Consider the following 18981-nt stretch of genomic DNA (forward strand, 5'->3'; position numbering starts at 1 on the left):
GCCAGGGCAGAGAAATCAACATTCCCTACAGGTTTTCTAGGTTTTTATCCAAACGCTGGTAGAGGCCGTACACGAACCGCGCCCGATACTTCCTGCCTTCATGGACGAACTCCGCCACCCAGTGCTGCGGCGCCCCGCCCTCCCCCTGAACGGCCCCGGCGAAGCTGGCCCCCACGTCGGCCACCACGCACCGCCAGGGCACGAGCTCCTCGAACCCCAGCACGACCCCCTCACCGTCGCCCGGCCGCACGAACCACTGGTTCCACACCTCGCCGCCGGGGCCCGCCAGCACCTCGAACTCCAACTCCGGCCACGACGGCAGCCGCCACCTGGCGACCTCGCAGATCAGGCTGCCCGCCGGGCGCACCCCCTCATACGACGGCGGCCCGAGCACCCGCCGCATCCCCGCCAGCCCCTTCGGCCCCCGAGGGGAGTGCGCCATCCGCGTCCACTGGGTGTGCGCGGCCCGCAACTGCGCCCGTGACACGCCCATCTCCGTGAGCGCGTCCTCGACCTTCGCCGCGTTGAGGTCGCGCATGCGATGCATCAAGGTCAGCTCGAACTGCCGGATCCCGAACCTCATGGGCATCACCCTGCCACCGACCACCCCGGCCCAGCTTCCCGGCACCGCCTCAACGCGCGGGCGTCGCCCGTTCCCAGGCCACGTCCCAGTCGCGGTCGCGGCGGCGGTCGAGCAGCCACCGAACGACCAGGAACGCCGTGAGCGCCAGCGACGCCGCGGTCATCGCCATGACCAGCCCCACGCCGGCACCCCTGAACCCGGCCATCGCCGGCGACACGGGCGCGGTGGCGGGCAGGCCGTCCGGGCCGACCCAGAGCGGGATCGCGGTGCCCGCCCCGGCCAGTTGGGGCGCGGGCACGTACCCGACGTGCGTCCGGCCGTCGGGCGCCGTCCAGCGGGCCATCACCTGCGGCGGACGGACGGCGACCGTCCCGAACGTCACCTGGGCCCTCGGCACGTCCGCCAGCAGCGTCGCCGCCACCTGCTGCCGCGCGCCCGGCCCGACACGGCTGTCGGCGAGCGCACTGTCATAGGCCAGGCGTCCGGCGAGGATCGCCGGCCAGATGCCGATCAGGACCAGGAGCACGGCTCCCATCAGGGCCCATGTCTCCAGCCGATCGGCACGACGGCGCAACGGGTTGCCGTCCAGCCGGTACCTGCGCGTGTACCGGGCGATCGAACCGACTGCGGGCTTCATAGCGCACCTCCCTGCGCCATCACGTCCTACCCCGGCGGAGCGGAAAGTCTCAGGATCCGTCCTTCTTCCTGGCGCTGTACGCGGCGGCCATGGCGATGCCGAGGGCCACGCCCATCCCGAGGCCGAGCACCAGGTTGTCCAAGACCAACCCGAGGACGAGGCCCATCCCCATCCCGATGGCGATGCCCAGACCCATGCCGCCGGGATTCTTCTCCTGGTTCATGACTTCCTTTCCGCGGGATTGCCGTGCTTCTCCGGGCGTATCACGAGGAAGGGCCTCTTGTCATGAATCGCACCGCGCGCTGCGCCCGGCGCGTGCGGTCAGCCCCAGTTCGTGAGGCGGCGCAGGACGTACTCCACGGGGCCGTAACGGTGGTGACGCAGCCAGCGCGCGCTCAGCCACAGCAGGACCATGTAGATCACGAGGGCCACGCCCATCACGGCGATCGGCGACAACGTGCCCGCCAGCGCCAGGCCGTAACCGGTGAAGACCAGACAAGCCAGGACGGACTGACCCACATAGTTCGAGGCCGCCACCCGGCCCGCAGGAGCCAGCGCGCGGCCGACGGCCGGGACACGCCTGACCAGCCTGAGCAGGGTCGCCACGTAGGCGGCGGCCAGCAGGAGCGAGGTGACGGTGCTCACGGCGAGGCCCACGAGCTCGGCCGTGCCCGCCGCGTCGGCGGTCCAGGCGTACAGGATGCCGCCGGGGACGCCGAGCCCGAACCCCAGCCACTGGATCCTCGGCAGCAGGTGGGACCAGCGCTCGGGCTCCTCCAGCAGCCTGGACTTGCCCGCCGCCAGCCCGAACAGGAACAGGGCCAGCGCCATCGGACCCTGGAAGAGCCAGATCATCCCCACGAGCGACGGATAGAGCTCGAACTGCAGCCGCAGGAAGTCACCGGGGCCGCCGGTGGCCATGGCCAGCGCCCTGGCCGCCGCGGCGGCGTCCTGGACGGGGGGCTGCGCGGCGGCGGGGTCCAGCGTGGTCAGCCAGGCCAGCAGCGCCATCAGCAGGGTCAGCACGCCGACGATGACCGAGCCGATGATCACGGCGGTCTTCGGCCTGATGTTCCGCAGTGCCAGCAGGATCAGGCCGAGCACCGCGTACAGGGTGAGGATGTCGCCGATCCACAGCAGGATCCCGTGCAGCACGCCGATCACCAGTAGCCCCAGGCACCTGCGCAGGGTGCGCGCCGTGACGCTCGCCCCCGCGCGTTCCGCGGCCCGCATCTGCAGCGTGAAGGAGTACCCGAACAGGAACGAGAAGATCACGTAGAACTTGGTCAGGACGAAGGCGATGACGGCCCTGGTCACCGGGTCGTCCGGCATGGGCAGGCCGCCCTCCAGGGCCTGGCCGGGATCGGCGAAGAAGCCGATGTTCGCGACCAGGATGCCCGCCAGCGCGAACCCGCGCACCACATCGATCTCGTGGACGCGGCCGGCCGGGAGCGAGCCGATGTCCACCGCACGTCTTTCCACCATGCGTTCGACGCTATGAGCGGCGTGCACGCCCCGGCATCGAACCTTGGTCTGGGCCTGGCCCGACCAAAGGCGGCATCCCGCTGGAGACCGAACTCTCGCTACTCGCCTGATAACACACAGTCGCCTTTTATTGGGGTCAGTGGGGCACAAGTGACCTAACTACCCCACAATGGAGTGCATGGCGTACCCTCCGCAGCCTCCCCAACCCCAACCTCAAGGCCCGCACGGGCCGCAGGGGACGGGGCCGGCACCGGCGTACGGACCGCCTGGGCAGGGAGCACCGCCGCCACAGGGTCACGGCCAGCCAGGGCAGGGCACGCCCACCCCACCACCGGGGTACGGCCCTCCGACGCCGCCCCACGGGGCGCCTGGACAGACGCAGGCTTACGGGCCACCCGGACAAACACCTCCCCACGGGCCACCCGGGCAGACGCAGGCTTACGGGGCACCCGGACAAACGCAGGCTTACGGCCAGCCGCCTGGGCAGCCGCCGGTCTACGGCCAGCCCGGACAGACGCAGGCCTATGGACCGCCTGGGCAGACGCTGGCCTATGGGCAGGAAGGGGCGGCGTCCGGGCCGTCCACGCTCCAGTACGGCCCCGGCACGTACCTGAGCATGCAGCCGACGCACCCGCAGGCTCCCCAGCAGCGGAACAACATCGCCCTGATCGTCACCCTGGTCGCCGGCATCGTCGTGCTGCTCCTGGGCGCCGGCGGCATCGGCGCGTACGTCTACCTGAGCCAACCGGGCCCGGCCCCGACGCTCGCCCTCCAGAGCACCGTTCCGACCGAGCCGCCATCGGCTTTCCCGTCCAACCCGCCGTCGACTCCCCCGTCCGATCCGGCGACGACGGCCCCGCCCTCCTACGAGCCGTCCCCGACCCCGACCAGCCCTCGCCCGAGCACCTCCAGCCGGGTGGAGGCGGGCTCGCCGCTCACCCACACCGAGTTCAAGGACTGGAACTTCTCCCTGGGCGGCGTGAAACTCAGCGCGGACAAGGTCGCCGGCTGGACGTACAACTCGTGCGACCCGGTGGACGCCGAGGGCGTGCTGGCGGACAACGACTGCGAACGTGCCGTGCAGATCGCGTACTCGGCCAAGAACGGGCACGTCAAGGCCATACTGATCATGGCATCCTTCCCCAGTGAGCAGGACGCCAAGAACACCGCCGCCCGCCTGAAGAAACTCGGCTCCGACCGCGCCGTCACCTGGAAGCGGGACTACGGCCACCGCAACTTCGCCTACGGCAAGATCCTTTCGACCTATGCGAAGAAGTACGTCGTCATCACGATCGTCACCACCGACAAGACGGGCAAGGCGGATGCCGCGAAGTACCTCGTGTATCTGCATACCGACCCCGCCGGGTACCTCATACGGCGCGACCTGACCGTCACGAGCTGACAACCCGCGACCAACCCCCCAAGGGACAATTCGGTCATTTGACGCGGATAACGTCGGCATATGTCTGAAAGCAGCACCATCGGCGCCATCGCCGACGACGTCACCGGCGCCACCGACGTCGCGATCGCGCTGCGCCGGCGCGGCATCCGTACCGTCCTGTTCTTCGACGTCCCACCGGAGGGAAGCGACCTCCCCGACCACGACGCCATCGTGATCGCCCTCAAGACGCGCACGATCGACAGGGCCGGGGCGGTGGCGCGGTCGCTGGCGGCGCTGGACTGGCTGCGGGCGCGCGGGGCGGGCCAGATCTACTTCAAGTACTGCTCGACGTTCGACTCCACGCCGGACGGGAACATCGGCCCGGTGCTCGACGCCCTGGCCGACGCGATGGACGTGCCCGTGGTCGCCATGACGCCGAGCTCCCCCGAGCACGGCCGCACGCAGTACCATGGCTACCTCTTCGTCGGCGACGTACTGCTCAGCGAGTCGCACATGCGCCACCACCCGCTCACCCCCATGACCGACTCCTGCCTCCCGCGCGTCATGGAGGCCCAGAGCGCCCACAGGTCGGGCGTCGTGCCGCTGGCGCGGGTGCGGGAGGAGGGCGGCATCGCGCGCAGGCTGGCCGAGTTGCGAGCCGAGGGCGTGCGCTACGCCCTGGTGGACGCGATCGACGACGCCGACCTCACTGCGGCGGGCCGGGCTCTGGCGGCTGAACCGCTGGTCGCGGGCGCGGCCGGGCTCGCGGGCGGGCTCGCGGCGGCCCGCACGCCGGCAGACCACCACGAACCGCCCGCCTCCGCCCCCGAAGGGGTGGCCGCGGTGCTGGCGGGCAGTTGCTCCGCCCGTACGCTGGAGCAGGTCGGCGCCATGATCGAGGCGGGCAGGCCCGCGTACCGGCTGGACGCGCAGGCCGACCCCGACCCGGCCTCGCTCGCAGAAAAGGCCCTGGCCTGGTACGACACCCTCACGCCTAACACCGAAGCGCCCCTCATCTACTCCTCGCTCGAGCCCGAGGCGCTGCGCCAGGTCCAGCGGGCCCTGGGCGCGGAACGGTCCGCCGCGATCCTGGAGTCGGCGATCGGGCGCATCGCCCGGGGCCTGGTCGAACGGGGTGTCACCCGGGTGATCTCGGCGGGCGGCGAGACCTCGGGGGCCGTCGTGAGCGCGCTCGGCGTGCCCGGCGGGCTGATCGGCCCCGAGGCGGCCCGCGGCGTCCCGTGGATCCTGACCACGTCCGGCCTCGCCCTGCTGCTGAAATCCGGCAACTTCGGCGAGCCCGCCCTGCTGCTGGAGGCGTCCCGATGACCCCTGAACGCGAAGCCATCATCGCCGCCGCCCGTTCGCTCTTCCAGCGCGGCCTCACCCACGGCAGCACCGGCAACCTGTCCGTACGGGTCGGCGACCGCGTCCTGGTGACCCCGACCGGCTCAAGCCTCGGCACGGTCGAAGCACCCGATCTGTCACTGATCGACCTCAACGGCGCCCACGTGCACGGCCCCAAGGCGTCGAAGGAGGCGTTCCTGCACGCCGCCCTCCTGCGAGCCAGACCTCAGGCGAACGCGGTGGTGCACACGCACTCCACCTACGCCGCCGCCGTCTCCTGCATGGACGGCCTCGACCCGCAGGACGCGCTCCCCCCGTTGACCGCGTACTTCGCCATGCGCGTCGGCCGCCTGCCCCTCCTGCCCTACTTCGCCCCCGGTGACCACGGCCTGGAGCGAACGGCCGAGGACATGGCACGCACACATTCGGCCCTGCTCCTCAGCAACCACGGCCCGATCGTGGCCGGGGCCACCCTGGGAGCGGCGATGGACGCCATCGAAGAGCTGGAGGAGACGGCCAAACTGTTCCTGCTCCTCCAGGGCCTGCGCACCCGGCCACTCACCCCGGAACAACGCAGCGCCCTCGAACCGGGCTGAAGCGCGCGCTCAGGTCAGCAAGCCGCGCCGGCGCGCCGCCGCGGCGGCCTGGGTGCGGGTGGAGACCTCCAGTTTGCCCAGGATGTTCGACACATGCACGCTGACGGTCTTCTGCGCGATGAACAGCCGCTCGGCGATCTCCCGGTTGGTCAGCCCCTCCGCCACCAACCGCAGCACTTCGACCTCCCGCCCGGTCAGCCCGCCATCACCGGCGGAAACCCCACCGAAGCGGGCCCGCCGGCCGAACTCCAGCAGCGCCGCCTCCAACGGCGCCGCCCGCAGCTTGCCCGCGACCTCCCTGGCCAGCTCCCATTCGGCCTGCGCCGCCTCCCGGTCTCCGGCGGCCAGCAGCGCCTCGGCCAGCCGCCAGCGGGCGCGCGCCACCTCGTACACGAAGCCGAAGTCGAACGCCGACACCACCTCGCGCCACAATTCCACCGACAGCCGCCCGTGGACGCGGTGCCACTCGGCCTCGACCCTGGCGGCCCAGGCCAGCCCCTCTGGCCCCAGGTGGCCGCGCTCCCCGGCGGGCGCGAAGTCGACGGCCAGGCGGGCGCGGGCCCGCAGCTCGTCGGCGCCCTCGGTGGTGCCGAGCTCGGCCAGCGCCCACAGCCCGATGGCGGCCAGCCGCTGGAGGCCGGACTCGCCCTGGGCCAGCGGCGCGATCGCGGCGTGGACGTGCTCCAGCGCCGCCGCGGGGTCGCCGTGCCAGAGCGCGTGCTCGGCGGCCAGACCTCTGGACATGTAGACGGCCAGCTCGTTGTCCCAGAAGGGGCTCAGCCAGCTCAGCCGGCCCTCCACGGCGGGCAGGTCGCGCGCGACCTCGATGAACAGCGCGAACGACGACAGGATCGCCTCCGGCAGGGTGCCCACCCGCGCGCCGAAGCCGGCCGCGACCGCCTCGGCCTCGTCCCATTCGCCGGCCACGTAGTGGATGAGGAAGCGCAGAAATCGCAGGTCGGTGCCGTAGGTGCTCCATTTGAGGCCGGTGTCGAAGGCCATGCGGATGCCCTCGTCGGCCATCTCGGCGGCCTGGTCCAGCAGGCCCTGCTCGTAGTGGATGCGGGCGTGGTTGAAGCGGGCCCGCAGGTCCATGGCCAGGTCGCCGCTGGCCTCCGCGGAGGCCGTCTCGACCAGCTTGAGGGCCCTGGTCACGTCGCCGAGGAGTTCGACGTAGGTGGCCAGGCTGAGCAGGGCGCCCACCTCGGCGTCGCGTGCCCCGGCCGCGCGGGCGATCTCCAGCGCCCGCGTGGTGAGGCCCTCTGCCTCGTGGTGGCGGGGGCTCCACAGGAGCGTGCGGGCGTACGTGGCCAGGGCCCTGGCCAGCGCCGCCTGATCGTCGGCGGCCTCGACGGCCCGCTCCGCCGCCGCGATCGCGTTGGGCTGGTCGTCGGTCTCGTAGAGGTAGTAGGCGAGCCGCTCGCTGACCTCGGAGGTCGGCGGCAGGGCGCGGAGCTGGATGATCGCGCGGTGGTTGTCGCCGCTGTCGGCCGCCATGACCGCGCTGCGGAAGGCCAGTTCCGACCGGCTCTCCCCGGCCAGCGCGGCCGCGTCCCGCACCCGCTCCCACAGGCTCAGCGCCTGGTTGTAGTGGCTGTGGGCCTCGGCGGGCGCGCCCAGCCGTTCGGCCTCGCGGCCCGCCTCGGCAGAGGCCGCCAGCGCCCCGGCCAGGTCGTGGCCCGCGAGGTGGTGGTGGGCCAGCTCGGCGGGCGAGGTCAGCAGCCGGGCGAAGGCGCCGTGCAGCCGCGTGCGCTCGCCGGGCAGCAGGTCGGTGTAGACGGCCTCCTGCAGCAGGGCGTGGCGGAAGGTGTAACCGTTGCCCTTGATCTTGAGCAGCCCGCGCGAGACGATCTCCCTGACCGCCTCCTCGAACTCCGCGAGCGGCAGCCCCGACACCTCGCGCAGCAGGTCGTCCTCGACTCTGCGCCCGGCCACGGCGGCGGCCCGCAGCACCCGCTGCCCGGCCTCGGACAGGACCTCGACCCTGGACATCAGCAGGCTGGCCAGGCCGTCGGGCAGGCTGTCGCCCTCGGCCATGGCCGCGAACAGCTCCTCGGCGTAGAACGGGTTGCCGTCGGCGCGGGAGACGATCAGGCCCAGGTCGTGGGCGCCGACCTCACCCATAGTGGTGACATAGTCGGATATTTCGCCAGAACCCAGCGGCCCCAGGTCGACGTTCGTCACCGTGGGCAGCCGCTTGAGCTCGGCCAGCACGGAACGCAGCGGATGGCGGCGGTGGATGTCGTCGGTGCGGTAGGTGCCGGCCACGCAGACCCGCTCGTTCTGCACCATGCGGCTGAGGAAGACCAGCAGGTCGCGGGTGGACCGGTCGGCCCAGTGCAGGTCTTCGATGACGAACAGCACCGGCTGCACGTCGGCCAGCAGCCCCAGCAGCGAGCCGAACAGCCGCTGCTGGGTGAGCCCGGTCGAGGGCGCGCTCTCCCTGCCGGGCAGGAGCTGGCCCAGCATCGGATGGGCGGCGGCGGCCTCGCGCACGGCGGGCTCGGCGCCGCGCAGCGCGTCGGCCAAGGGAAGGTACGGCAACGCGTCACCGAGCTCGGCGCACTGGCCGACCAGGACGTTGAAGCCCTGCTCGCGCGCCTGGGCGACGAGCTCGGTGACCAGCCGGGTCTTGCCGATGCCCGCGTCGCCGCCGACGAGCGCCACACCGGCCATGCCTTCGGCGGCGGAGCCCAGCACCCGCACGAGTTTGGCCAGCTCAACAGAGCGCCCGACGAGAAGACCGTTCATGTCGGCAACTATGCCACGCTCTGCCGACATTGCATTGGTCCACGAAATTGGCCCGGAATTGGCCTTCATCAACAGACCAAAAGGATCTTACGCTGCTCTTTCGTGATACCTCCAAGCACGTTCGCCTTCTTCCTGACCACCTCGATCGCCCTGGTGATCATCCCCGGCCCGAACCACCTCTACATCACCGCCAGAGGGCTCGCCCAAGGCAGGACGGCGGGCCTGGCCAGTGCGCTCGGCGTGGAGACCGGGACGCTCGTGCACATCGCCGCCGCGACCGCGGGCCTGTCGTACGTGATCTCCCAGTCGGCCACGCTGTTCTCGATCGTCAAGTGGGCGGGCGTCGCCTACCTCGTCTACCTGGGGATCCGCGCGTTCACCAGCGGCAGGCACGAGGACGCCGGCGCCCCGGCCCCGCAGCCGCTGCGCAAGGTGTTCCTCGAAGGCATGCTGGTCAACATGCTCAACCCCAAGACGGCCCTGTTCTTCCTGGCGCTGCTGCCGGCCTTCGTGGATCCGGCCGCGGGCTCGCCCACGCTGCAGGTGGTGGTGTTCGGCTTCACGCTGCTGCTCATGGGGACGATCTCCGATCTCGTGTACGCGTACATGGCCGGCGCCCTCGGCCGGCGGCTCGCCCGCAGGGCCGCGACCCTGCGCTACGTCAGCGGTTTCGTCTACCTCGGGCTGGGCGTGATCACGGCGTTCGCCGGGAGAAAATGAGGCGTATGGCGCCCAGGAAGCAGCAGGAGATCTTCGACGCGACGTTGCGGCTGGTCGCCGAGAAGGGCTACGACGGGCTGACCGTCGAGGGCGTCGCCGAGCGCTCGGGCGTCAACAAGACGACGATCTACCGGTGGTGGCCGTCGAAGGCCGCGCTGCTCGGGGCCGCGCTGGTGGAGGCCGACGTGCTGGGGTTCGAGACGCCCGACACGGGCAGCCTGCGCGGCGACCTGGTCGCCCTCGTCGAGGGCGTCAGGCGGCTGCTCACCGAGCCGCCCGGCAGCGACATCGCCGTCGCCGCGCTGGGCGCCGCCGTCCGCCATCCCGAGCTCGACGCGCGCCGCTTCTTCGCCGACCGGTTCGCCAGGGAACGCGAGATCTTCGAGCGCGCGCTACGGCGGGGCGAGCTGAAGGCGTCGGCCGACCCGATGCTGATCGTCGACCTGCTGGCCGGGGCCGTGTGGATGCGGGCGGTCTTCAGGGGCATGCGCGTGAACGACGACTTCGCGCAAACGGCGGTCGCGGCCCTGCTCGACGGCGTCTGAAAGCCCTCAGAGGGTCTCGGAGAGAGCGGCGGGGATGCGGTCGAGCACCGGATGCGGCACCAGCCCATAAGCATAGAAATCTACCGCCAACGCCCCCGCCGCCTTCGCCCCGCGCGCCTTGGCCACCAGCCGGTCGGTGGAGTCGCTGTCGGGATATCCCGGCCGCAACACCGCCCGCACCTCGCGGTCCTTGCCCACGGAACGCTGGTAGGCCCCGACGTCGTCGGCCACCCGAGCCGCGTCCCTGGCATAGGCCAGCACCCCGAAGGCGGGCACCAGATCGCCCAACGCCACCAGATCGACCCCGAGCTGCCAGGCGTCATGAGCCGCCAGCCCCGGCGTGGGCAGCCCGTCCGCATAGCCCTTGACCCCGCCGGTCGAGTCGATGAACACCAGCCTGGACCCCTCGCCGGCCACCGCGGAGGCCACCTCGGAGACCAGCGTGGTGACGGTCTCGGAGCGGGCACGGGCGTAGGCCACGACGTCGGGCCCCGCGTAGGCGGTCAGGGCCGCCCTGGTCACCTCGCCCTGCGCGGGCGGGTCGCCGTCGAACACGCCCCCGACGATCCTGGCGCACTCGTCGCGCGCCACCTCGGCGTCCACGCCCAGGTCGGTGGCCCGGCGCATGCAGTAGTCGCAGAAGCAGAGCCCGAACAGGTAGGCGTCCATCGGCCCGAGCGGCACGAAAGAACGTTGCGCCTTGAGCGGCCTGAAGTGCAGCGCCTCGGCCACCACGCTGTCGACCCCGAGCCTGGCCACGGCCCTGGCCAGCGCGACGGCGTAATCGCGCACGTCGGGGTGGGCCGGGCACAGGTCGGTGAGCGAGCCTCGGTCGCCGAAGCAGTCGCGCACGGTCACATCCGGATGTTTCTCGCCGATCGCGGCGTTGCGCAGGAAGACCGTCCATCCATGGAGCTTCATGGACCGTTTCGCACAGGCGTCCCGAAGCCCGTCGAAGGCGTCCAGGTAGCCGGGGACGGGCCTCAGCCGCAGCCCGGCGAACAGGTCGGCCGCCGGCACGAAGTGGGCCCCGTCGTGCCGGATGGTGAGCCTGGACAGCCCGTGCGGGGTGACGTCGCGCGAGGCGTGGTGCACGGCGCCGACGGTGATGCCGGCCACGCCGTACGCGCTGACCCTGTCGAGCACCCGCTCGACGCCCTCGCCGCGCAGGTCCTCGACGAAGACGTAAACCGAACTGTCCACAACCAGACCTTAAGCGCTCTTGTGCGCGACGAAGTCGATCTCCACCAGGATGTCCAGCAGCTCGGAGCCCACGGTGGTGCGCACGGGGAACGGCTCGTTGAAGTACGACTTGTAGGCCTCGTTGTAGGCGGCGAAGTCGCGCTTGACGTGCTGCAGGTGGACCGTGGACTTGATCACGTCGTCGAAGCCGAGGCCGTGGGCGGCGAGGACGGCGCCGAGGTTGCGCATGACCTGGTGCGTCTGGGTGGCCACGTCGTCGCCGACGAGCTCGCCGGTGTGCGGGTCGAGCGGGCCCATGCCGGAGGTGTAGACGAAGTCGCCGACCACGAGACCCTGCGAGTAGGCGCCGATCGGGGCAGCGCCTTCGGTGGTCCTTAGCTCCTTTTTCACGAAATCTCCCTAGAAGCTCGTGCGTATCGTGCCAACGACACGGTAATCCCGGTCCACCAGAGGCAGCACGCGCCATTTGTCGAACGCGGTGCACGGATGGGAGATGCCGAAAGCCAGCAGGTCGCCGGGGCTGAGCCCGTCGGCGCGCACGATGGCGTGCTGGTCCTGCAGCTTGACGATGGTGACGCCGCCGCGCCGCGGAACGGGCAGGCCCTCGTCGTAGGGGGCGTCGCGCTTGCCCATGCCCACGATCGCCAGCCCGGGCTCGGGCGTGGACAGCACGTGGGCCCACACCTCCAGCGCCGGGCGCAGCTCGCCGTCGATGCGGTTGAACGGCGTGCGCTCGCGGTAGTAGCCGTCGTCGTGGCTGACGTACGCGCCGCTGCGCAGCAGGATTCTGGCCTGGGTGGCGACCAGTTCGCGCCCGATCACGTCGAACCACTGGCTCCCGCCCACGCTGAGGATGGGGCTCTTGACGCGGACGTGCTCGACGGCCTCCTGCAACAGGTCCAGATATTTCCGGACCTGGTCGGCGGTCTTCAGCGCCCCCTCGTACCCGGCCACCCCTGCCAGTTCGACCCCCGGCGCCGTCTGCACATGGGAGGCCAGCTTGAGCAGGTCGTCGAGCGTCCTGCAGCCGGCCCGCCCGCCCTCGTGCCCCAGCTCCACCAGCACCCGGAACGGCCGGGACGAAGCGTGGCGGGACAGAGCGTCCAGCCCGGCCTCGGAGTCGACGAAGCTCAGGAACTCGAACTCGGGATCGCGCTCCAGCTCACCGGCGGCCCAGGCCAGCCCCGCGGGGTCGACGACCTGGTTGGCCACCATGATCCGCCCGACCCCGAACCCCCTGACCGTGCGGGCCTGCCGCGGCGTCGCCACGGTCAGCCCCCAGGCGCCCGCTTCGAGCTGAAGGGCGGCGATCTCAGCGGACATGTGGGTCTTGGCGTGCGGTGCCAGCTCCATCCCGTGATCGCGGGCGAAGGCGGCCATCGTCGCGACGTTGTGCTCCAGCGCGTCGCGGTGCACCACCATCAGAGGAAAGCCGAGCTCGCTCTCGAAGATCGACTGCCCGAGGCTCACAAAACCCCCTTCGTCCGCGTCCGACCTTATCCCAGTCCATCACAGGCTCACGGCCGGATCCCGGTTCGCCGCGGCCTCACGGCCGCAGGGCCCGGCCCGGGGTCGCCCCGGTGAGCTCGCCGCCGGCCAGCACGCGCACGCCCGACACGATCACGTCGTCCACGCCCTCGGCGAGCGTGCGCGGCGAGGCGTACGTCGCCCTGTCGCCCACCACCGCCGGGTCGAACACCACCAGGTCGGCCGCGAAGCCCCGGCGCACCAGCCCCCGGTCCGCCAGCCCGAAGCGGCGGGCCGGATGGGAGGCCAGGTGCACCACGGCCTGCTCCCAGGTCCAGTCCCGCAACTCGCGCACGTGCTGCCCGAGGAATCTGGCGAACGCCCCGAACCCCCGCGGATGCGGATGGCCGCCCACATAGATGCCGTCGGAGCCGCCGGTCTGCGACGGGTGCCGCAACATCCGGCGCACGGACTGCTCGCCCTCGGGGCCCTCGTCGGGACGGGCGGAGACGACGCCCGCCTGCAGCCGCGTCTCCGTCAGCAGGCGGCGGCAGAGCTCGGCGGGCTCGACCCCCGCCCGATCGGCCGCCGCCACCATGGTCAGCCCCTCGACCCACTCCATGCCGGGGGCGTGGGAGACGGTCAGCCTCGGCCAGAGGTCGGCCAGGCCCTGCCACCAGTCGTCCAGTTCCCCCGACGCGATCATCGCAAGCGCGCGCTCGGTCTCGGCGCCCGGCACGGACGGCGGCAGCACCACCATCGCCAGAATCGTGTTGCTGCGCAGGTAGGGGTAGGTGTCGAAGGTCAGGTCGACCCCCTTGCCGAGCGCCTCCTCGACCAGCGGCAGCAGGACGGGGGCGGGCCCGTGCAGGTGGGAGACGTGCACGGCCGCGCCTGAGCGGGTCGCGATGTCCACGACCTCCGCCATGCCCACCTCGGCCCGCACGCCGTAGGCGCGCATGTGGGTGACGTACGGGAGCGCGCCGAGCGGCTCGCAGAGCGCGGCCAGCTCTTGCGCGTCGGCGTAGCGGCCCGGCAGGTATTCGAGCCCGCTCGACAGCCCGGCCGCGCCCTCGGACAGGCCCCGCTCGACGTGCCGCCGCATCTTCGCCAGGTCGCCTGGCGAGGCGGCGTCGGGCGAGGGCCCCATGACGTCGTAGCGGATGGTGCCGTGGGGCAGCAGGTAGACGGTGTTCAGCGGCACCGCGCGGTCGTAGCCGCCGAGCAGCTCGGCCACCGTCAGCGGCCCCTCGGTCAGGGCGCCGTTGACGGCGGCGAAGTAGCGGGAGGCGTAGGCCACGGTCTCGGCCGACCCCGGGGCGAACGACAACCCGTCCTGCCCCAGCACGAACGTCGTCACCCCCTGCCGCAGCGCGGCCAGCTGCACCCCGGGCTCGAACACGACCGCGTCGCCGTGGGCGTGGCAGTCGACGAAGCCGGGCGCGACGAACCGCCCGGCCGCCTCGATCACGGTCCGGGCGGGGGCGCCGTCGAGCCTTCCGACGGCCGTCACCCGGTCGCCGTCGATCCCCACGTCCGCCCGGTACGGCGGGGCGCCTGTCCCGTCGAGCACCCGCCCGCCGCTGATGAGTACGTCGAAGCTCACCCCTGGATTCAATCAGAGGAGGTACGCGAGGACACCGTGCCGCACTCGACCGCCTTGTCGGCGGGCCGCTCGGCCAGCAGCGCGCGGGCCTGTGCGCGGGCCAGGTTCCAGCCGTTCCACGAGTCGGGCCGGTCCAGCGCGTTGGCCGCCACCACGTCCCGCAGCACACAACTGCGCTGCGGCTCGGGCAGCTTGTCCAGGGCGGGCACGGCCTCCGCGCCCAGGTCGCCCAGGTAGTCGGAGTCCATCTTGGTGACGCCGCGCACCTCGACCTGCGTCTGCGCGACCCGGAGGTCGGGGTTGACGAACGCGAAGGCGGCCAGCCCGAGCCCGGTGACCAGCACGACCGTCCTGGGCAGCCAGGAGGAGGCCCTGCCGGTGAGCCGTGCCCCGCCCGCGAGCAGCACCAGCGCGAACACCGAGCCCAGCCACCAGACCGTGGCCTGCACCGACAGCCGCAACCTGGACAGGCCGTAGGCCTCGGTGTAGAGGTTCATGCGGTGCAGGGCGGAGGCCAGCACCACCATTGTCAGCGCGCACAGCACCCCGAGCAGTCCGGCCAGCAGCCACCGCTCGCGGCGTTCGACCCTGAGCAGCCCGGCGACGACCGCCACGATGCCCAGCACGAACACGCTGACCACCACAAGCTGGAAGAACCCCGCCCTGGCGTACTCGGCGTAGGTCAGCCCGGCGGTCTTCAACACCAAGGTGCTGCCGCCGAACAACGCCGTGATCTGCACCACCACGAACGAGGCGAACAGCAGGTTCACCGCCGTGAGCGGCACGACCCAGACACTTCTGCTCACACCGAACTTCGTCTCCGGCGCGACGGGATCGACCACGGGCCTGAGCGCGACCAGCACCATGGCGGCCAGCAACACGCCGAAGAGCACGAACAGGAAGATCCGCCCGGGCATGGACTCCGCCCAGTCGGGCGTGGTCGTCAGCTGCTTCAGGTAGGAGGCGAAGACCGCGTCCGCCGAGGCGAACAGCAGCCCGAACACCAGCAGCAGCACCGCCGTGATGCCCAGAGCGGCGAGCGTCGGCATGACGCGCCGCCTGGCTGTCAGCCGCTTGAGCGGCTTGGCCAGGAACCACGGCACCGGGCCCAGCGCGAGCAGCACGGACGCGCCGCCCCTGATCACGCCGAGCCAGCCCGTGCCCGCTCCCGAGACCGCCAGCGCGCCCAGCGCGGCCCCCGCCACGAGCAGGATCGCGACCAGCCAGTCCGCGTCGCGGAGCGCCGCCATGGAGATCAGCAGGTACGCCGTCACGCCGAACGCCACCGTCCACGGCGTCAGCCGCCGCGTCACGGCGGGCAGCGCCGCCGCGCCCAGCACCAGCGCGACGAGCACCAGCCCCAGCCCGATCTCCGCCTCCGGCAGCGCCACGGCGGCGAACACTCCCGCCCCCGCCGCGGCCGGCAGCAGCCAGCGGGGCGCCTCGGGCAGTTCGGGCCTGGGGAAGAGCGGCGGCGGCACGTAGGGCGGGGGCGGCCCCATCTGGTTCCGGTACGGCGCCGCCTGGGACGCCTGGTAGGCCACCGCGGCCCTGCGTCCGGAACCAGCCCCCATGGACATCCCGATCGCGCCGGCGACGGCGGTGCACAGGACCAGGGTGAAGAGAGCCAGCCCGTCGCCCACGGCGATGCTGACGAAGACGGCCGCGAACAGGCCCACCAGGAAGCCGACCATCAGCCCGATGACGCCACCGGCGAACATCCTGGCCAGACCGCCGCCGGTGGGCGGCGCAACCGGCCCGTACGGCCCCATGCCCCCGGCCCCAGACGCCCCGGTGAACTGACCGCCAACTCCCCCACCAGCACCGTTACCAGCCATGGCATCGGCCGTAGCCTCCGGTCTCGGGCCTTCGGAGGGTGTCTCGCCTTCGACGCTTGCGGCCAAGGCGGCCGGGCTGAGCGTCCCCACCGGGCGTCCGGCCGTAACACCGGCGCCTTCGGCGGCGATCTGGCCGTCCTCGGCGGGAAGCGTGTCTGGTTCCGGTCGCCCTTCGTCCACCATGCCCCGTTCACCCTCCAGCGGACTGTCCGCCATCGTCGTCCTCCCTGGTAGATCGACCACCATGCGGCACCCCGCGCAGTCGTCGATGCGAATGGAACCCCCGTGCAACTCGACGATCTCCTTCACGATGGCCAGCCCCAGCCCCGCGCCTCCGGAATCGGCGGCCCGCCCCGCGTCCAGCCGGGAGAAGCGCTCGAAGACCCGCGCCCGGGCCGAGGCCGGAATCCCGGGCCCCGGGTCGGCGACGGCCACGCGTACCCCGTCCCCTTGCGCCTGGGCGCTCACGGTCACCGCCCCTTGCGGCGGGCTGTGCCGTACGGCGTTGTCGAGCAGGTTCGCCAGCACCTGGGCCAGCAGGTCGGGGTCGGCGCGCACGACCAGCCCGCCGGGGACCGAGGCGCTGATCATCACGTCCTCGCGGGCCAGCGACGCCTCCAGGACCGCCTGTTCGATCAGCGGCGCCAGTTCGACGGCCTCGGGTTCGATCAGCCGTACCCCGGAGTCCAGCCGCGACAGGTCGAGCAGTTGGGCGACGAGGCGGCCGAGGCGCTCGGTCTGGGCGAGCGCGGTGCGCATGGTGACGGGGTCGGGCGCGGAGACGCCGTCCACGACGTTCTCCAGGACCGCGCGCAGGCCGGTGATGGGGGTGCGGAGCTCGTGGCTGACGTTCGCGACGAGTTCGCGCCGCTGTCTGTCCACTTCGCCGAGATCGCCGGCCATCGCGTTGAACGCCCTGGCCAGTTCCCCGACCTCGTCGCGCGAGGTGGCCCGCACGCGCAGGGTGTAGTTGCCCTTGGCGATCGTCTGGGCGGCGCTGGCCATCTGGCGCAGCGGTTTGGTCATGCCTGTGGCCAGGACCTGCACCATGATCAACGCCAGGGCCACGGCGACCGCGATGCGGACCTCGCGCGAGGCCCCCGAGTTGATGCCGACCTCGTTCACCACGAACGCGGTCCCCACGGCCAGCACGATCACGATCCCGAGCTTGACCTTGATCCGGCCGAGGGAGTCCAGCGGCCTCATCGCCGCACCAGGGCGTAGCCGACGCCGTGCACGGTGCGCACCACGTCGGAGCCCAGCTTGCGGCGCAGCGCCCTGACGTGGCTGTCCACGGTCCGCGTCGCCGCGGCCTCGGAGAAGCCCCACACGTCCGACAGGAGCCTGTCGCGCTCGAAGACCTGTCCCGGTCGTTCGGCCAGGCGGCGCAGCAGGTCGAACTCGGTCCTGGTGAGCTGCGCCTCCGCGCCCCGCACGAACACCCTGCGGGCCGCGGTGTCGATCTCCACCTCGCCCACCCTGATCACCGTGTCCTCGACCGCGAGCTGGGCGGCCCGCTCGACCCGGCGCAGCAGCGCGTGGATCCTGGCCACCAGCTCGCGCATGCTGAACGGCTTGGCCAGGTAGTCGTCGGCCCCGACGCCGAGCCCGACCAGCACGTCGGTCTCCTCGCCGAGCGCCGTCAGCATGAGGACGGGCACCGGCTTGGCCGCCTGCATCCGGCGGCACACCTCCAACCCGTCCAGACCCGGCAGCAGCCGATCGAGGATGACCAGGTCAGGCTCCGCTCTGCCGTACTGGATGAGGGCGTCATGCCCGTCGCCGGCCACTCTGACGTCGAAGCCTTCGGCGGCCAGCCGGTTCCGTACGGCCAGCGCGATCGTCTCATCGTCCTCGACCACGAGGATGCGTCGCTGCTCTGCCACGTACGAAAGCCTAGAAGCGCCCTGTGCAGACGACACTCCCAAATTCGTGCACATACGGTGCAGACTTGGCGGGGTGAACTCAGCCGCTTATCTGCGCCGCCTCGGCCTGCCCCACCTGCTCGACGCCCCCGCCACCGCGGAGAACCTGCGGGCGCTGCACGTCGCGCAGGTCGAACGCGTCTCCTACGAGGCGCTGAACATCTGGCTGGGCCGGCCGACGACCGTCGATCCCCTGGAGTCGGCCGAGCGCATCATCGGCGGCAGGGGCGGCTACTGCTACCACCTCAACGGCGCGTTCTCCGCGCTGGCCACGGCGCTCGGCTACGACGTGACCAGGCACGTCGGCGGTGTGCAGACCCGGGACGTCGAGCCCGGCATCACCGCCAACCACCTGGTGCTCACCGCGCGCGGCCTGCCCTCCGACGACAATCCCGGCGGCGAGTGGCTGGTGGACCTCGGGCTCGGCGACGCGCTGCACGAGCCGCTCCCGCTGGTCGCGGGCACGTACGAGCAGGGGCCCTTCACCTACGGGCTGCGCCCGTCGGAGGTCGCGCCGGGCGGCTGGCGTTTCGAGCACGACCCCGCCGGTTCGTTCATCGGCATGGACTTCGGGCAAGAACCCACGGACATGTCCGCCTTCACCGACATGCATCAGCACCTGACGACCTCGCCGACGTCCGGCTTCGTCCGCGTGGCCGTGGTCCAGCGGCGCGACGCCTACGGCGTGGACAGCCTGCGCGGGCTCAGGCTGAGCCGCATCGGGCACGGCGCCGACTCGGTCACGCTCTCCACCGAGCGCGACTACTACGCGGCGCTGGCCGACATCTTCCTGCTGCCGCTGGACGACGTGAGCGCCGAGGAGAAGGAGAAGCTCTGGCGCCGGCTGCACGACGCCCACGAGGCCTGGCTGGCCGGCGAACCGGCATGATGACCTAG

17 protein-coding genes are annotated in these 18981 nt (G+C 71.8%); 6 read left to right on the plus strand and 11 right to left on the minus strand.

Translation table 11 applies throughout. The features are described from left to right. Positions 1 to 25: 25 nt before the first annotated feature. The 4 genes from ACFOY2_RS29455 to ACFOY2_RS29470 all read right to left on the minus strand — a co-directional run bounded on the left by ACFOY2_RS29455 (position 26) and on the right by ACFOY2_RS29470 (position 2705). Entirely contained in the window at positions 26 to 583 is a 558-nt protein-coding gene (locus ACFOY2_RS29455) for a hypothetical protein (protein WP_379531346.1), read from the minus strand. 49 nt (positions 584 to 632) lie between these two features. Beyond that, positions 633 to 1220, minus strand: a complete 588-nt coding sequence (locus ACFOY2_RS29460; protein ID WP_379531347.1) for an Rv1733c family protein — start codon at positions 1218 to 1220, stop codon at positions 633 to 635. 49 nt (positions 1221 to 1269) lie between these two features. After that, a complete protein-coding gene (locus tag ACFOY2_RS29465) occupies positions 1270 to 1443 on the minus strand; it encodes a hypothetical protein (RefSeq protein ID WP_379531348.1) in 174 nt (57 codons plus the stop codon). A 98-nt stretch (positions 1444 to 1541) separates the two neighbouring features. Next, positions 1542 to 2705 carry a DUF418 domain-containing protein gene (locus ACFOY2_RS29470; protein ID WP_379531349.1) on the minus strand — a complete coding sequence of 388 codons (1164 nt, stop codon included), beginning with the start codon at positions 2703 to 2705 and terminating at the stop codon, positions 1542 to 1544. A 616-nt stretch (positions 2706 to 3321) separates the two neighbouring features. On the opposite strand from ACFOY2_RS29470, the gene ACFOY2_RS29475 reads away from it, so the two are divergent. Genes ACFOY2_RS29475 through otnC form a run of 3 tightly spaced genes read left to right on the plus strand, consistent with a single transcriptional unit; the run spans position 3322 to position 6029 of the window. Next, positions 3322 to 4107 carry a hypothetical protein gene (locus tag ACFOY2_RS29475; protein ID WP_379531350.1) on the plus strand — a complete coding sequence of 262 codons (786 nt, stop codon included), beginning with the start codon at positions 3322 to 3324 and terminating at the stop codon, positions 4105 to 4107. 60 nt (positions 4108 to 4167) lie between these two features. Then, the gene (gene otnK / locus ACFOY2_RS29480) at positions 4168 to 5415 is read left to right on the plus strand and encodes a 3-oxo-tetronate kinase (protein ID WP_379531351.1); all 1248 of its coding nucleotides are present in this window, start codon (positions 4168 to 4170) and stop codon (positions 5413 to 5415) included. Then, complete coding sequence (gene otnC / locus ACFOY2_RS29485) at positions 5412 to 6029, plus strand: 3-oxo-tetronate 4-phosphate decarboxylase (RefSeq protein ID WP_379531352.1); 618 nt, start codon at positions 5412 to 5414, stop codon at positions 6027 to 6029. The genes otnK and otnC overlap by 4 nt, the downstream gene beginning before the upstream one ends. Positions 6030 to 6038: 9 nt before the next feature. Here the strand turns inward: otnC and ACFOY2_RS29490 are convergent, their stop codons facing one another. Further along, positions 6039 to 8780, minus strand: a complete 2742-nt coding sequence (locus tag ACFOY2_RS29490) for a helix-turn-helix transcriptional regulator (RefSeq protein ID WP_379531353.1) — start codon at positions 8778 to 8780, stop codon at positions 6039 to 6041. A 102-nt stretch (positions 8781 to 8882) separates the two neighbouring features. Between ACFOY2_RS29490 and ACFOY2_RS29495 the strand changes: the two genes are divergently transcribed. After that, positions 8883 to 9500 (plus strand): LysE family translocator, encoded by a 618-nt coding sequence (locus ACFOY2_RS29495; RefSeq protein ID WP_379531354.1) that lies wholly within the window; start codon positions 8883 to 8885, stop codon positions 9498 to 9500. A gap of 5 nt (positions 9501 to 9505) precedes the next feature. Then, positions 9506 to 10045: a TetR/AcrR family transcriptional regulator gene (locus ACFOY2_RS29500; RefSeq protein ID WP_379531355.1), complete on the plus strand. Its 540-nt coding sequence runs from the start codon at positions 9506 to 9508 to the stop codon at positions 10043 to 10045. 6 nt (positions 10046 to 10051) lie between these two features. Here ACFOY2_RS29500 and ACFOY2_RS29505 read toward each other — a convergent pair whose 3' ends face one another. From ACFOY2_RS29505 to ACFOY2_RS29530, 6 genes are all read right to left on the minus strand, one after another. Next, positions 10052 to 11248 (minus strand): hypothetical protein, encoded by a 1197-nt coding sequence (locus ACFOY2_RS29505; RefSeq protein WP_379531356.1) that lies wholly within the window; start codon positions 11246 to 11248, stop codon positions 10052 to 10054. A 9-nt stretch (positions 11249 to 11257) separates the two neighbouring features. Next, on the minus strand, positions 11258 to 11638 hold the full coding sequence (locus ACFOY2_RS29510) for a RidA family protein (RefSeq protein ID WP_357811489.1): 381 nt from the start codon (positions 11636 to 11638) through the stop codon (positions 11258 to 11260). 9 nt (positions 11639 to 11647) lie between these two features. Further along, a complete protein-coding gene (locus tag ACFOY2_RS29515) occupies positions 11648 to 12718 on the minus strand; it encodes an alanine racemase (RefSeq protein ID WP_379531357.1) in 1071 nt (356 codons plus the stop codon). 76 nt (positions 12719 to 12794) lie between these two features. Next, the gene (locus ACFOY2_RS29520) at positions 12795 to 14321 is read right to left on the minus strand and encodes an N-acyl-D-amino-acid deacylase family protein (protein ID WP_379531358.1); all 1527 of its coding nucleotides are present in this window, start codon (positions 14319 to 14321) and stop codon (positions 12795 to 12797) included. 8 nt (positions 14322 to 14329) lie between these two features. Beyond that, the gene (locus ACFOY2_RS29525; protein ID WP_379531359.1) at positions 14330 to 17365 is read right to left on the minus strand and encodes a DUF4153 domain-containing protein; all 3036 of its coding nucleotides are present in this window, start codon (positions 17363 to 17365) and stop codon (positions 14330 to 14332) included. Then, positions 17362 to 18045, minus strand: a complete 684-nt coding sequence (locus ACFOY2_RS29530) for a response regulator transcription factor (RefSeq protein ID WP_379531360.1) — start codon at positions 18043 to 18045, stop codon at positions 17362 to 17364. The genes ACFOY2_RS29525 and ACFOY2_RS29530 overlap by 4 nt, the downstream gene beginning before the upstream one ends. A 73-nt stretch (positions 18046 to 18118) precedes the next feature. Here ACFOY2_RS29530 and ACFOY2_RS29535 point away from each other — a divergent pair, with 73 nt between their 5' ends. Beyond that, the gene (locus ACFOY2_RS29535; protein ID WP_379531361.1) at positions 18119 to 18973 is read left to right on the plus strand and encodes an arylamine N-acetyltransferase family protein; all 855 of its coding nucleotides are present in this window, start codon (positions 18119 to 18121) and stop codon (positions 18971 to 18973) included. Positions 18974 to 18981: the final 8 nt, after the last annotated feature.

The sequence above is a fragment of the Nonomuraea purpurea genome (assembly GCF_042650645.1).
Lineage (GTDB): Bacteria > Actinomycetota > Actinomycetes > Streptosporangiales > Streptosporangiaceae > Nonomuraea > Nonomuraea purpurea.